This is a genomic window from Ruegeria sp. K7, from assembly GCF_056531785.1.
Map to the genome: position 1 here is coordinate 12,427 of NZ_JBQFMJ010000001.1, position 14,716 is coordinate 27,142.

Annotated in this window: 14 protein-coding genes; 11 read left to right on the forward strand and 3 right to left on the reverse strand. The window is 56.5% G+C overall.

All coding sequences use genetic code 11. From position 1 onward, the window contains the following. The first annotated feature begins 256 nt into the window (after positions 1 to 256). The 6 genes from ACR0FE_RS00060 (at position 257) to ACR0FE_RS00085 (ending at position 7,771) form a co-directional block, all read left to right on the forward strand. Positions 257 to 1,435 carry an acyltransferase family protein gene (locus ACR0FE_RS00060; RefSeq protein WP_480910123.1) on the forward strand — a complete coding sequence of 393 codons (1,179 nt, stop codon included), beginning with the start codon at positions 257 to 259 and terminating at the stop codon, positions 1,433 to 1,435. A gap of 254 nt (positions 1,436 to 1,689) precedes the next feature. Continuing rightward, positions 1,690 to 2,673, forward strand: a complete 984-nt coding sequence (locus ACR0FE_RS00065) for a glycosyltransferase family 2 protein (protein WP_480489688.1) — start codon at positions 1,690 to 1,692, stop codon at positions 2,671 to 2,673. Between the two features lie 5 nt (positions 2,674 to 2,678). Then, positions 2,679 to 3,620: a hypothetical protein gene (locus ACR0FE_RS00070; protein WP_170815668.1), complete on the forward strand. Its 942-nt coding sequence runs from the start codon at positions 2,679 to 2,681 to the stop codon at positions 3,618 to 3,620. Beyond that, positions 3,617 to 5,632: a hypothetical protein gene (locus ACR0FE_RS00075; protein ID WP_480910126.1), complete on the forward strand. Its 2,016-nt coding sequence runs from the start codon at positions 3,617 to 3,619 to the stop codon at positions 5,630 to 5,632. Before ACR0FE_RS00070 ends, ACR0FE_RS00075 begins: the two co-directional genes overlap by 4 nt. 128 nt (positions 5,633 to 5,760) lie before the next feature. Then, positions 5,761 to 6,759: a glycosyltransferase family 2 protein gene (locus tag ACR0FE_RS00080; RefSeq protein WP_480910127.1), complete on the forward strand. Its 999-nt coding sequence runs from the start codon at positions 5,761 to 5,763 to the stop codon at positions 6,757 to 6,759. Positions 6,760 to 6,790: 31 nt separating this feature from the next. After that, entirely contained in the window at positions 6,791 to 7,771 is a 981-nt protein-coding gene (locus tag ACR0FE_RS00085; RefSeq protein WP_480910129.1) for a hypothetical protein, read from the forward strand. A gap of 6 nt (positions 7,772 to 7,777) precedes the next feature. Here ACR0FE_RS00085 and ACR0FE_RS00090 read toward each other — a convergent pair whose 3' ends face one another. Then, positions 7,778 to 8,080 carry a DUF6476 family protein gene (locus ACR0FE_RS00090; protein ID WP_170616105.1) on the reverse strand — a complete coding sequence of 101 codons (303 nt, stop codon included), beginning with the start codon at positions 8,078 to 8,080 and terminating at the stop codon, positions 7,778 to 7,780. Here ACR0FE_RS00090 and ACR0FE_RS00095 point away from each other — a divergent pair. From ACR0FE_RS00095 to ACR0FE_RS00115, 5 genes are all read left to right on the forward strand, one after another. Further along, positions 8,079 to 9,116, forward strand: coding sequence for an RluA family pseudouridine synthase (locus tag ACR0FE_RS00095; protein WP_480910131.1), 1,038 nt, complete (start codon positions 8,079 to 8,081; stop codon positions 9,114 to 9,116). The two genes, ACR0FE_RS00090 and ACR0FE_RS00095, sit on opposite strands and share 2 nt — an antisense overlap. A gap of 143 nt (positions 9,117 to 9,259) precedes the next feature. Beyond that, the gene (gene rpoH, locus ACR0FE_RS00100; protein WP_480910133.1) at positions 9,260 to 10,162 is read left to right on the forward strand and encodes an RNA polymerase sigma factor RpoH; all 903 of its coding nucleotides are present in this window, start codon (positions 9,260 to 9,262) and stop codon (positions 10,160 to 10,162) included. A 209-nt stretch (positions 10,163 to 10,371) separates the two neighbouring features. Then, positions 10,372 to 11,346, forward strand: coding sequence for a Gfo/Idh/MocA family protein (locus tag ACR0FE_RS00105; protein ID WP_480910135.1), 975 nt, complete (start codon positions 10,372 to 10,374; stop codon positions 11,344 to 11,346). A gap of 66 nt (positions 11,347 to 11,412) precedes the next feature. Continuing rightward, positions 11,413 to 11,682, forward strand: coding sequence for a DksA/TraR family C4-type zinc finger protein (locus tag ACR0FE_RS00110; protein WP_480713582.1), 270 nt, complete (start codon positions 11,413 to 11,415; stop codon positions 11,680 to 11,682). A 19-nt stretch (positions 11,683 to 11,701) separates the two neighbouring features. Then, a complete protein-coding gene (locus ACR0FE_RS00115) occupies positions 11,702 to 12,598 on the forward strand; it encodes a DMT family transporter (protein ID WP_480910137.1) in 897 nt (298 codons plus the stop codon). 6 nt (positions 12,599 to 12,604) lie between these two features. Here ACR0FE_RS00115 and ACR0FE_RS00120 read toward each other — a convergent pair whose 3' ends face one another. Beyond that, positions 12,605 to 12,841, reverse strand: coding sequence for a hypothetical protein (locus tag ACR0FE_RS00120; RefSeq protein ID WP_480440186.1), 237 nt, complete (start codon positions 12,839 to 12,841; stop codon positions 12,605 to 12,607). Then, the gene (locus tag ACR0FE_RS00125) at positions 12,838 to 14,658 is read right to left on the reverse strand and encodes a M3 family oligoendopeptidase (RefSeq protein WP_480910139.1); all 1,821 of its coding nucleotides are present in this window, start codon (positions 14,656 to 14,658) and stop codon (positions 12,838 to 12,840) included. The genes ACR0FE_RS00120 and ACR0FE_RS00125 overlap by 4 nt, the downstream gene beginning before the upstream one ends. Between the last annotated feature and the right edge of the window lie 58 nt (positions 14,659 to 14,716).

Consider the following 14,716-nt stretch of genomic DNA (forward strand, 5'->3'; position numbering starts at 1 on the left):
CGCTGTTGCGGACCAACCTGTAGCCACCCTACAGTTTCTCCATCTGAAAAATACCCGGTTTAGGCTTTATTTGACAGGCAATCTGGTCAAATAGGAACTTTCTCTGTGTTCTGGTGCGACGATCAAAGAGACTTCGTCGCACTCGCGAAATGATGTGTATCCGGAAGCCTGAAAGACTGGTGTTGACCGCAACTCTCGGTTATGGGCAACGGGCATCGCGAAACCTACAAACCAAGCAGTACTTACTGAGGCGAAAATGGAGCACTCCGGTCAAAAGAACATTGATATCGAGACCCTTCGAGGGATTTCGATATTTTTGGTCCTGATCGCGCACCTTCCCTTTCTGATGCCTTGGACGCAGCTTACCTATGACTATACCTCTCGACTGCAGTTCGGTGCTGGCGTTGATCTGTTTTTCGTAATCAGCGGGTACGTAATCTCACTTTCCATTTTCAAAGAACTGGAAACCGGAAAATACTCGGCCAAGGAGTTGTTGCTTCGGTTTTGGATCAGAAGGTTTTTTCGCCTAATTCCTGCGGCGGCAATCGTCGTTTTGGTGACATTCGCCTCGGTTGTTCTTTTGTCCGGGTCAGACTTCTACACACAGTATGGCGGCATCGAGCATACAGGATACGCGGCTTTTGCCGCCTTGACCCAATGGCTGAACCTTTGGGGGTTTGTGCAGATTGAAAATGGGCAACCAATCTCTCTGCTTGCGCATTTTTGGAGCTTGTCGCTGGAGGAACAGTTCTACTTTTTTTGGCCCATATTGGTTGTTGTGGTGCTGCGCAAGCAACGTCTGGTTTTTGGGTGTTCGATTTTTCTGGCCATATTTTCCTTTTTGCAGCGGACGGATGTTTACGATTTGGCATGGTGGTTTCGGTTGGACGGCGTGATCTGGGGATGCTTTCTCTATTTCACAGTCCCTGTGCTAAAGGCACGCTATCAAATCCCGCGCAACAGGGTCGTGGCTGTTCTAACCACGGGACTGGGTTTGCTAATGGCCCTGGGTGGCCCTGCTGTATTCGGACCCGGACCATTTGCCAGCACGCTCACAAGCATCGGGTGCGCGCTGTGCGTGTTCACGGCAATAATTAATGAGCGAGCTTTGCAATTCGCCGGATGGCCAGTCCGGGCAGTGAACTATATGGGGTCCCGATCCTATACAATTTACTTGTGGCACATCTTGATATTCTCGCTGGTCAAAGTGATGTGGGTTGAACTTTATCCCGGCGTTGAAAGCAGTTTTTCCGTTCCTATCGCGGTTCTGGTCGTGCTTTGCGTTGCTCCGTTTGGATTGATCATTGAATTCAGTTTTAACACCGTTGAAGCGCGAACCCGCGAATTCGGGCGCAACGTGGCGGCTTTGCTGGTGCCGGGCCAGACACACCAATCCCCACGCCGCATTGAGACTTCGGTTCAAGGCGTGCGTTAGCGCAAAATACACCGAGCAACACTCTGAAGGCTTTCACCTTGTCGATTTGATGAACGTTTGGTGCTGTTTTTGGCTGAGTGCAGATCTTATGGATCTGGTGGCTGCTTGGGATTCTTTTGGTTCCCAATCCCTTTCAAAGGCGAGTGCGAAGGTGCATCAGTTTGTTCGGGATTGCCGGTTTGCTGGATTCCCGTCTCGCCCCGTTCTGCGTGCTTGTGTAAGACAGTGGGCAATTCAGATTGGGAACGGCTTGAATGTCACAGACCATTACCATCTTTACGACGATGAAAAACGAAGGCCCCTATATGCTTGAATGGGTGGCTTTTCATCGGATTCTGGGCATCGACCATTTCGTGATATTCACCAACGATTGTGAGGACGGTACTGACGAAATGGCCCGCAGGTTGCAGGATCTGGGGCTTGCGACACATGTGTCGAACGAGGTGAAAGAAGGGGGAAACCCTCAGCACCAGATGTTGCGGCGGGCGCGGCGCAAGCCCAAAGTCAAGGAGTCTGACTGGTTGTTGTGCCTGGATGTCGATGAGTTCTGGAACATCCGCTGCGGCGATAACAGCTTTGGCGCGCTGATTTCCCAGGTGGAACATCGCGCGGGGCAGCCAGTGGATGCAATCTCGTTTGCGTGGAAGCTGTTTGGCAGCGCCGGAAACATCAGCTTTGAAGACCGGCCCGTGACCGAGGCGTTTGTGATGGCGGATATGGAATTCCCGTATCACTCCAGCCGTGCTTTCGGCTTGAAGACGCTGTTTCGCAATAACGGAAAATTCACCCGGTTCGGTCCACACAGACCAAAAGGCATTGAAGAAGGAAAAGAGGGCGACGTTGCCTGGTCGGATGCCAGCGGCAATCTGTTCCCTGCGGCAAAGGTCGGCTGGCGAGCCTGGCGAAACTTCGATCACAGCTTTGGTCGAATTCACCACTACTCGGTCCGGTCGATGGACGGGTTTCTGATCAAGCGTGACCGCGGGAGAACCAATCACATTAAAGTGGATCAGGGGCAATCCTACTGGATGGATATGAATGCCAACAAAGAGATGGACCAGTCCATCCTGCCGGCGGCCCGCCGCGCCGCGCCTTTGCTGGCCGAGTTGAAGGCGGATGAGGAATTGGCCCGCCTGCACGAACAGGCTTGCAACTGGCACACGGCGAAAGTTCAGGAAATCAAAATGCGCAAGGACTGGGTGGACTTCCGGTCCTGGCTTGCGGACAATCTTGTTTGAGCATCATGACCGACCTGTCCAAAGAGCAACTGAAGCCCGAACACCCTGACCGCAAGACAGGGTACGAACGCATCCTGACCGACCCCGCACCGCCATGGTTTGTGGAACTGTATCCGGGCGGCGAAGGCAGGGGCTTTCTGCAGAAACTTGAACGCCACGCGTTTCTGTTTCACCACCGATCGACCTCTCGCCTGATTGTAAGCTTTGACAACATCGCCAACGCCAACGACCTGTCCTTTGCGCGCGAACCATGGGGCTGGAAGTTTTTCAGGGACGAAGGGTGGTCTCATCTTGGGGTGTTTGCCCGGACCAAGGCCTGGTATCGCGACACGGAAATCATTTCGTATCTGGAAGGAAAGGCCCGCGAAGGTTTTTTTGCCCAGTTCGATCAGGTGGTTTTTGCCGGTGCATCCATGGGGGGCTACGGCGCACTGGCGTTTTCCGCTTTGGTGCCTGGGTCGACGGTGATTGCCTTCAACCCGCAGACAACGTTGGACGAACGGCTGGTGCCATGGGAAACCCGATACCGGTTCGGTCGGGTTCAGGACTGGGATCTGCCGCTCAGCGATACTGCCGAAACCATCAAAACCGCCAAACGGGTTTATGTGGCTTTTGATCCGTTTTTCGATCTTGACCGGCAGCAGGCGGCGCGCTTGCAGGGGGGAAATGTCATCCCGCTGAAGACCTGGTGTTCAAACCATTTCGCGGCCCCGATGCTGCGAAAGCTCGATTTGCTCAAGCCGGTCATGCTGGGTGCGATGGACGGCTCGCTTGAGGCCGCAGATTTTTTTCGGATGATCCGGGCGCGCAAGCGTTTGCCGGTCTACATGAACAGACTGGAAGAGATGAGCCGTGACCGGCATCCGAAACTGGCACACGCAGCACGTCAGAGGTTTCGTGCCCTTCGCAGGCAAGCGGCTGCTGACACTGCCCAGGCAACCTCATGACCCCAGGCAGGGGGGTCTTTATCGGTCAACGCAAGGACAGGATGGGCGCGCGCCTGTTGATGTTGTTGACATGTATCCGCCTGGCCGAGGATTTCGATACTGATTTGCGGGTGAACTGGTTCCCGAAAGGCGCGGATGCACCCGAGTTGGAACATCCACAAGAACTGTTTTCCCAAGCGTGGATGGCGGACCATTTCCTGGATACCGACGCGTTCGAGGCGCTGTCACAAAAAGCCCAACCGATCTGGAAATTTCAGAACGACAAGACACCGGACCGGCTGATCAAGCATCTGGATGCCGGGCGTGCGGTTCTGGTCGAGGAGGGGTTCCAGATTCTGACGTTCCCCTGGGAAGACATTGAAACGATCCGCCCCCGCTATCGAGAGTTCATTCACCGGATCGGCTTCACCGACGAAATCCGCACCATCATGGACCGTGCGGACCAGGCGTTGTCGGGGCAGGGGGTGTCAGCCTACCACATCCGCCGGGGCGACATTCTGAACGGGTTGCCGTGGAAACACTCAACCTGGCCCGCGAAGATTGAGACCGAGGAGCTGTACGAAGCCCATCTGGACAAGTTCGCCGACAATCCGGCGATCATGTTTTCGGATCAGCCGGAGCTGATCACCAGGTTTCAGAAGCGCTATCCGCAACTGATGCGCATGTCGGACATCGCAGATCTTTCAGAGAAGACCCGGGCCAAGCGGGACTTTCTGGAGCTTTATGCAATGTCCCGGGCGGACCAAGTGATTGCCCCCCCCGTATCGGCATTTTCGATGGCGGCGGCCAGGCTTTCCGGGCAAGAGAACAAGATGTTTCGCGATGTTTTGTCCCCGCAGGAAATAAGTGAGGCCAACGAAAAGACAGTGGATCGGCTGCGCAAGGGGGCGAACGGATTTATCAACGCGTCAGAGGCTGCACATATCTACGCCAAGGCGACCTTTCACTTGTTCTCGCTCCAGGCTGAAGACCGGGCAGAAGAGTCACGCCAGTTTGCGGAGTCTTTGCTTGAAGCCGGGGCGGACAACGCGTTCCTGCCTTTGTTGAATGCACTGAACTGCTTTTACCTGCGCCGCTGGAAAGAGGCGTTGAAGCTGACAGAACAAGCCTTGGCAAACCCCCATATCTGGCCCGAGGATCACGCCGTTGCCTGCGCATTGCAGGCCGCAATTCTGGGCAGTCAGAAAAAGCGGTGGCTTGCAGCACAGGCTTTCACTCGGGCCTTCTGGGCAAAACCGTTGAGGCCCGACGTCATCATATTTGGTTCGCGACTGGTGTTTCGGGATCAGGTTTCTTATCGGGCGATGCCGCCTGTGGACTGGACCATTCAAAAAGCGATCCGCAGATCCTGGTTCAACTTCAATGCCCATGTCGCTCAGCGTCGGGTATTATCACGCCTTCCCTGCAACTTTGATGTGATCTTGCTGGACTGGAGCGATCTCGCACTCGACCAAAAGGCGCGCCGGCTGAATTCGAGCAGGGACAGGTTGGTTATGTTGCAGGATTGGCTGGGCAACATGCAAAACCTGTCGGAGAAGATGCAGGTGCCGCTGGATAGCCCGGAGTACCAGAGCTTTTCTACAATCCTTCGGTACCGGCTGGATGATCTGCCGTTGGAAAAAGCAATAGATGTTTCCCGGAACGTATCAAGCCTTCGCCCTGAAAACACGCTGTATCTCAAACGTTTGGCCGAGCTGTACGAGGCGGACGGCGAGAATTCTCAGGCGCGGCTCAAGATGGCTGAGGCTGTTGGAAATGATCCGGGAAATCCATTTCTGGTGTTTGCCATGGGCGGCTTGCTGGAACGAATCGGCGCGTCCGAGCAGGGGCAAAACCAGATCCTCGAGGCGGCAGATCTGGATGACAATACAGCAGCGATTCAGGGGGCGGCCGGTCAGTTGTTGCTGAGGCGGGGGGACAAGAAAAAAGCCGCCGGATATCTGCGCAAGGCAAGGGACCTCTGTCCGCCATACAAGCGGTTCGCCAATCAACTGAAACGAACAGAAACCTGACCGGACGGGAGGATGACAGCGTTTGGGCGGCTTGAAGGCAGGTTCAAATATGTGAAAACTCGTGTAGGACTAACAGGTGATGTATCCGCCGAAACCGGGACAATAAAACCAACAAAGGGCAGTCAGTCATGAATGAACAGGACCCACGCTTTGTCAGCGTGACCCCGATGAAGAACGAAGGGCCGTTTGTTCTGGAATGGGTGGCGCATAACCGGGCCATTGGTGTCGATCATCAGGTGGTTATGACCAATGACTGTACCGACGGGACGGACGCTTTGCTGCAAAGGTTGGACGAGCGTGGTATTCTGACCCATGTCGACAACAATTCACGTCGGAAGACCAGCCCGCAGAAACGGGCTTATAACACGTTTCTGAAAATGGAAGTTGCCCGCCCGCAAGACTGGGTTGCCGTGATCGACGCGGATGAACAGATCGTGGTCAAGACCGGAGATCACACACTGCGCGCCCTGACCGAGGCTATTCCGGACGCCCGCACGATTTCGATGACATGGCGGTTGTTCGGAAATGCGGGTGTTGTGCGCTACGAGGATCGGTTCCTGTCGGATCAGTTCAGACAGGCCGCGCGCGAAATGACCATCCGGCCGTTTCAGGCGTGGGGATTCAAGACCATGTTTCAGCGCGAACTCTGGGACGGGTTGGGGGTTCACCGGCCGAAGCGTCCGACAGTCGAAACCATGGCGGAATGCCACTGGTACAACGGATCGGGTCAGTTGATGCCCGACCGTTATTACGAAAGAAGCTGGCGGTCCGCCCGCGATTCCGTCGGGTACGAGTTCGTTCAGGTCAACCATTACGCGCTGAAGTCCTGCGAAAGCTATCTGGTCAAGAAGATGCGCGGTCGCGCTCATCATCTGGGCGAAAGCCTGGGGATGGAATACTGGAACATGATGAACCAGAATGCCGAGACGGACAGCGCGATCGACGTCGTTGCTGACCGCAAACGCGAATTCTATTACGACATGCTTTCTGACCCTGAAACCGCCCGACTGCATCACCTGACCTGTGATCTTCACCGTCAGCAAATCGCGCAGCTGCGGGAAGTCCCCGAGATGCAGGATCTGATGCAGCAGATGACTGACGGTGCCGTAGCCGGGAAGGTGGAATGACGGTTCTTTTTCAGGTTTGCGGAGGCGCCTGATGCTTTGGCTTCATATCGGGATGCCCAAGACCGGCACAACCGCCTTGCAGGGTTTTGTTCGCACGAACGGCGGATTGCTGGACACGGCCGGGCTGCGATACATGGAAACCGGTCGCCGGCGCCACGAAAACAGCCGGCTGACGATCAGCCACAATATCATCGCCTTCCACATAAACCAGACGCAGCAGCCGACAGACGGGTTCCGCGAAGCCATGGCTCTGGAATACGAGGCGCACAAGGATAAAACCTGCCTGGTCTCGTCCGAGATGTTGTACTCGGTGGATCTGGACCGGCTGGCGCAGATTTTTTCCGATATTCCGGCCCGGCAGATGCGCATTACCTTCTACTGTCGGCGGTATTCCGACTTTTGGGAGGCGGACTATAAGCAGCGGGCAAAGAATGGTCGCTTGCCCTCTGGCGGAACGCAATACATCCGCGCTCGTCTAGACGAGATCGCCGAAAACCCCGAGCTGCTGAGTTACAGCGCCATGCTGACCCGAATCCGAAGCGCGTTTCCCGGCGTGACGGTCGCGCCTTTCTTGTATGATCGGTCCGTAATGGCCAATGGAAATATCGTGGACGATTTCATGTCACGCATTGGTTTCACGCTTCCCAAGGGTAGCACGGCAAATCTGCCGTCCAATCCTTCACAGTCCCGCGCGGCAAGCGAGGCTTTCGGGATTCTGGCCCGGTCCATCGGGCGCCAGCGAACCCGACAATTGCGGCGACGTGTTGTCGACGATCCGGTAATGATCCGGCGAAATGACGTGCTTGAACCGAAAGAGCGTTTGTGGCTGGACGAACATCTGGCCGCACAGGACACTGATTTTCAGCAGGAATTTTTCCCGGATCGCGATCAGTTGTTCCCGCCCGTGCAACTGAGTGACGCCGATTTACAGTTCCGCCGCGACTCGTCCGAAGAATATGAAGCACTGCGGTTGGCGTCAGAGATTGTTTTCCGAATGGCGCTTGAAGAGTGATCGCGCCTATTCGACAACGATTTCCTGCCTCTGCCGCCCGGTTGTCTTGTCGAATATCAATATCCGGTTGTCATCCGTTACAACCGCGTACCAGTTGTTTCCGATGGTCACGGCCTGCGCTTTGGCGCCGTCCGGCAGTTCGATCTGGTCGGGCAGGGTGGGGGTGCGGTCCGATAGCCGGATGACAATCAGCGCGAATGTCACTAGAACCCCGCCAATCATCACCACGGTCAACAACATGACCATGCGCCGCAGCAGCTTAAGCTGGGGCGTTTCCTGCGGTTCTTGGGGTTCAGAAGGGACAGTCATGGGCACCCGGCAGATTGAGTTTCAGATCGCGGCCGCTCCGCCGCCACGTCTTGATAAGGCGCTTGCGCGGGATGTGCCAGCGGAAGAAAACCTGTCCCGTACACGCCTGGGGCGTCTGATCGACGAGGGGGCGGTGCAGGTCGATGGTGTCGTGGTGGCCGATCCCAAGGCAAAAGTCACGGAAGGCGCGCAGATCGTTGTAACCGTTGCCCAAGCCGAAGACAGTCATATCGGCCCCGAAGACATCCCGCTGAACATCATTTACGAAGACGCGGATCTGGTCGTGATCAACAAACCTGCGGGCATGGTCGTTCACCCGGCACCGGGTTCGCCCAGCGGCACGTTGGTGAACGCGATTCTGTTTCATTGCGGCACGGATCTGTCCGGCGTCGGCGGTGTCAGGCGTCCGGGCATTGTGCATCGCATCGATAAGGAAACCAGCGGGTTGCTGGTCGTCGCCAAATCGGATGCGGCGCATCACGGTCTGGCGGCGCAGTTCGAAGCGCACAGTGTCGAGCGCTATTATCGCGCGATCTGTTACGGAGTGCCGGACGCCAACGATCCACGCCTGCGCGGCGTCAAAGGTGTCAGTTTCGAACCGGGCAATGTCATGCGCCTGACCACGCAACTGGCCCGGCACAAGACGGACCGGCAAAAGCAGGCCGTGTACTTTCACGGCGGCCGCCACGCTGTCACGCGCGCCCGGGTCGTCGAAACATTTGGCGCGCCCGCGTCTCTGTCCCTGGTCGAGTGTTGGTTGGAAACCGGTCGTACACATCAGATTCGCGTGCATATGGCACATGCGGGCCACGGGTTGGTCGGCGATCCGGTCTATGGCGGTAAGCGCAAACTGGCCGCCCGCGCGTTTGATCCGGCGACGGCCGAGGCTGTCCGCGCTTTTCCGCGTCAGGCACTGCATGCCGCGGTTTTGGGGTTTGAACACCCGGTCAGTGGCGAAAACCTGCGGTTCGAAGCGGCCTTGCCGAATGATATGGAAAGCCTGATAGAACGGCTGCGCGCGCCGCTGACACAATAAGCAAACCCCTGTGAGTAAGAGTTTCTTATCTTTCCTTTATCAAAGTTTAATCTCAAACTGTTAGCAGCACCTCTTGAATGGGCAGGGTTCCTTACCCATATCCTATGTTAAATACTTAAACATTTGTCGGAGGGACATGAAACATGGCAAATTACGCAAATCTCCCCGCGCCGACGCCCGAGGGCGGCCTGAACCGCTATATGCAGGAAATTCGCAAGTTTCCCCTGCTTGAGCCGGAAGAAGAATACATGCTGGCCAAGCGCTGGGTGGAAGAACAGGATACCGAGTCGGCGCACAAGATGGTGACATCGCATCTGCGTCTGGCGGCCAAGATCGCCATGGGCTATCGCGGCTATGGCCTGCCGCAGGCCGAGGTGATTTCCGAGGCGAATGTGGGCCTTATGCAGGCCGTGAAACGCTTTGATCCGGAAAAAGGATTCCGTCTGGCGACCTATGCGATGTGGTGGATCCGCGCCTCGATCCAGGAATATATCCTGCGGTCCTGGTCGCTGGTGAAACTGGGCACCACCTCGGCGCAGAAAAAGCTGTTTTTCAACCTGCGCAAGGCGAAGGCCCGCATTGGTGCGCTGGAAGATGGCGACCTGCGTCCTGAAAATGTTGCGCAGATCGCCAACGATCTGGGGGTGACCGAGGAGGAAGTCATCAGCATGAACCGCCGCATGTCCGGTGGGGATGCCTCGCTGAATGCGACCGTTGGGTCCGAAGGCGAAGGTACCATGCAGTGGCAGGACTGGCTTGAGGATGAAGATGCCGACCAGGCCGGTGACTACGAAGCCCGCGACGAGTTGGAAGCGCGCCGCGAGTTGCTGAGCGCTGCGCTGGACGTGCTGAATGATCGTGAGAAGGACATCCTGACCCAGCGGCGCCTGATGGATCAGGCCGTGACTCTGGAAGAGTTGAGCACGCAGTACAATGTCAGCCGCGAACGCATTCGCCAGATCGAAGTCCGGGCGTTTGAGAAGCTGCAGAAAAAGATGCGCGAGCTGGCCCGTGAAAAGGGCATGCTTGGAAACAGCCACAGCTGACCGGACAGCCTTAGCGGACCGGCCGGAATTTTCCGGCCGGTTTTTTCGTGCCCGCGCTGCAGGCCCCGGTTTCGAATTCTACAGCTTAGAAAATGGCTGGATTTGCCTGACTTGGGTGTGATTCACTGCTAAAGGTACACCGCCACAGGCTGAACCCAGCCTTGCGACGAGGCTGCAACATTTCAGCAGGACAGTATTCGGAGTTCACGATGCAAAAGCCGGTTCAATGGGGCATTCTGGGTGCCGCCAAATTCGCACGGCAGTTTATGGCACCTGCCATTCATGCCGCAGACGGGGCAAGACTGTCGGGGCTGGCAACCTCAGACCCTACCAAAGCTGAGCCGTTTCAGCAGTTCTGCCCGGATCTGGCGGTCTATGACAGCTACGATGCGCTTCTCTCGGATCCTGAGATTGACGCGGTATACATCCCGCTGCCCAATCACCTGCATGTCGAATGGAGCCTGAAAGCCCTTGATGCCGGAAAACATGTGTTGTGCGAAAAGCCGATGACCATGAAGGGCGAAGAATTCGACGCCCTGATCGGAAAACGGAATCAGACCGGTTTGTTAGCAGCCGAAGCTTATATGATCGTGCACCACCCTCAGTGGCAGTTCACGAAAAGGTTGATTGCCGACGGGGCGATCGGAAAGCTGGCACATGTGACCGGGGCCTTCAGCTTCGACAACCGGGCGGACACGACGAACATCCGTAATCGCGCGGAAACGGGGGGTGGTGGATTGCGGGACATTGGCGTCTACGTTATCGGCGGCGCACGTTTTGCGACGGGGCAAGAGCCTGTCTCGGTACAATCGGCAATTCGCTGGCAGGACGGTATCGACACGTTTACGGAAATCCGGGCGCAATTCCCTGACTTTACATATTCCAGCTATGTTTCGATCCGCATGCACCCGCATCAGGAGATGGTATTTCATGGCGAAGGCGGCGTGATCCGGCTGACAGCGCCATTCAACGCCCGGGTCTTTGGCGAGGCCCGTGTCGAATTGCATCGCCCGGGGCTGGAAGTGCAGGTCACGCGTTTCCCGGCGGATGATCACTACAAACTCCAGGTCGAAGCGTTCTGCCGGTCTGTTCGGGAAGGGGCTGACTACCCATGCCCGCTTGAGTTCTCGCGGGGAACGCAAGAAATGATCGATCAGGTTTTCAGTCAAGCCGTACCGCTCTGATCCACCCACTTGCCTACCATGGCGAGCCTCGGTTAGCCTGTCGGGTACCCATTCAGGAGGTGCCCTATGGCTGGTGGTTGGGCGCGCGATGGCGCGGTAAGTGAACAGATTGAGGCGTCAATATCCGATGAGCTTGCACGGATGCAGGCGCAAAAACGCCCTTTGGGAGAAAGCCTGACCCATTGTGCTGAATGCGAAGAGCCAATTCCCGAGAAACGGCGCAATGCGATCCCGGGGGTGAAACTGTGTCTGGACTGTCAGCAGGAACGTGACGGGGCGTTCAAAGCCCGCAGCGGCATCAATCGGCGCGGGTCAAAAGACAGTCAGCTGAAGTAGGTTCCAGCGGAGCGGCACCTTGCAAGGCAACTCTGCCAAGCACGTATCCCTCCTGCAAAACGGCTTGCTTCTTGGCTTTTTGGCTGCGTTCTTGTGGGGCACACACAGCGTTATCGTTCGCTATCTGACCAGCGATCTTGGGGGAATGCAGATCGCCACGACGCGGTTGTTCATCGCCGCACTCGCAATCTACTGCATGTTGCGAGCGATGGGGGCGTCAGTTTCGATCCGGTTTGGGGATTGGAATTTCCGTCTGGCTGTATTGTCGACGGTGGTGAACTACATTCTTTTCCACATCGGACTGGAGCATACCGGCGCGGCCAACGCGATGGTGCTGGAAAACACAGCGCCCTTCTTCGTTCTGGTGTTTCTCTACTTTTTCGCGGACACACCGGTTGGCCGGACCGAAGTTCTCGCGACGGTATTGGCGATCTTTGGTGTTTTTCTGACGGTCTACCAGGATTTCGAAGGTGGTGGAGAGCCTCTGCTTGGCGATGTGATGGAAATCGGTGCTGGCCTAAGCTGGGCCGTGTTCCTGATTTCCAGCAGCCGGGCTATGAGAGCCTCTGAATCCACGCCCGAACGTTTGAATTTCCTGTTTGGGATATTCATCTGTTCAGGCGTTATTCTGTTGCCGCTTTCCCTGTTCGGAATTCAGATGCCGACAGCAAACGATGTTGTTTTTCTGGTACTTCTTGGTGTGTTGCCAACGGCGTTGGCTTACTACCTTTGGTACGAAGCGGCAGCGCGGGTTTCGACCCTCACGGCCACTTTGATGTTCGCCGCTTCTGTGGTGTTCACCTTCATCAACTCAGCACTGTTTCTGGGGGCGGCCATCACGCCGCTGGCTGCAATAGGCGCTGCGCTGATCGTCCTGGCCATATTCCTCACGACCAAATCAAATGAGAAAGACTAGGGAAACCTAGCGAGATTTGCGCCTCCATCGCCGATACAGGTTGATGTCCATTGCCGCCACCATGATGCCCAACGGGATCATCCAGAAGCCTAGAATGGGAAGAAACCCAAGAACACCGCCGAGTATCAGCAGGATGCCCACGATGATCCGCCAGCCCCGTGGCACGGTTCGGCGAATTCGGTTCATGGCAGGGCGCAGGCGCGACTTCAATGCGGCCCAACGCCCTGTGGATTGGGTGCTCACCCCTCCATCGCCTCAAGTTCGTCAATGAAGCCAGAGATCATGGACAGGCCCTTGTCCCAGAACTTCGGATCGCTGGCATCAAGGCCAAACGGTGCAAGCAGTTCCTTGTGGTGCTTCGATCCGCCGGCACGCAGCATTTCGAAATACTTGTCCTCGAACCCTTCCGAGCCGCTGGCGTAAACGGAATAAAGAGCGTTCACCAAACCGTCGCCGAACGCATATGCATAGACGTAGAACGGTGAGTGGACGAAGTGTGGGATATAGGCCCAGAAGGTCTCGTACCCCTCCATGAATTCGAACGCGGGCCCAAGGCTTTCGGCCTGAACGCTCATCCAAAGGGCGTTGATGTCGTCCGGTGTCAGTTCGCCCTCGCGGCGGGCGGCATGCAGTTTGCACTCAAAGTCGTAGAAGGCGATCTGGCGGACGACAGTGTTGATCATGTCTTCGACCTTACCGGCCAGCAGCACCTTGCGCTGTTCTGGCGTTTCGGCCTGATCCAGCATCTTGCGGAAGGTCAGCATCTCGCCGAACACCGAAGCGGTCTCGGCCAGGGTCAGAGGCGTTGACGATAGCATTTCGCCCTGACCTGCGGCCAGCACCTGATGTACGCCATGGCCCAGTTCATGCGCCAGTGTCATCACGTCGCGCGGTTTGCCCAGATAGTTGAGCATTACGTAAGGATGCACCTCGGTGACTGTTGGGTGGGCAAAGGCGCCGGGGGCTTTGCCCGGTTTCACGGCGGCATCGATCCAGCCTTTTGAGAAGAACGGTGCTGCAATCTCACCCATGCGTGGGTCAAACGCGTTGTAAGCGTCCATCACCGTTTTTTCGGCTTCGGCCCAGTTAACGATGCGCGTGTCCTCCATCGGCAGGGGTGCGTTGCGGTCCCAAACCTGCATTACGTCCAGGCCCAGCCACTTGCGTTTCAGTTCGTAGTAGCGGTGGCTCAGCTTGGGATAGGCGGCGACCACCGCTTCGCGAAGGGCATCGACAACCTCAGGCTCGACATCGTTCGACAAATGACGCCCGGTTTGCGCGGTGGGCATTTTGCGCCAGCGGTCGACGATTTCCTTTTCCTTGGCCTGCGTGTTGTGAACCCGGGCGAAGGTTTTGACATTCTCCTGAAACACCGAAGCCAATTCCCGTGCCGCAGCCTCGCGTTTGCTGCGGTCCTGTTCGGTCAGCAGGTTCAGGGTGCCTTCGATATTCAGCTCTTCGCCATCCACGGTGAATGTGAGGCCGGCAATCGTCTCGTCAAACAAGCGCTCCCATGCATCTCCGACAACGCCCAGATCGTGCAGGAATTTTTCCAGCTCGTCGGACAGCTGATAGGGCTTCATCGCGCGAATACGGCGGAAAACCGGCTCGTAACGCCCCAGATCCGGGTTTTCATCAAAATGGGCACGCAGCACGGTGTCATCGATGCGGTTGATTTCCAGCGTGAAGAATACCAGCGGTGTCGTAAAGATTGTTATCTTTTCCTGCATGTCCGACAGGAACTTGGCTCGCTCGGCATCCGTGGTCAGCTGATAGTAGCGCAGGCCGGCAAAGGACATGATGCGGCCGGCAATTGCATTGATCTTTTCGTTTCGATGCACGCATTGCAGCAGCTCATCCGCGTCCAGATCAGCCAGTTTGCCTTCGTAGTCCGAGGCAAAGGAGGCGCATTCTTTCTCCAGCCACTCAAGATCACGGCCAATCTCGGGTGCGTCTTCCGCTTTGTACAGATCACTCAGATCCCATTCCGGCAAATTGCCCAGATTGTCAGCCCCGCCGACAGCGTTTGCGTCACGGACGGGAAAGGGAAGGTCGCGCATGGATCACCTCGATGTTTTGCTTTCGGAAACATCTAGGCGCGGTCGGCAGGGATCACAA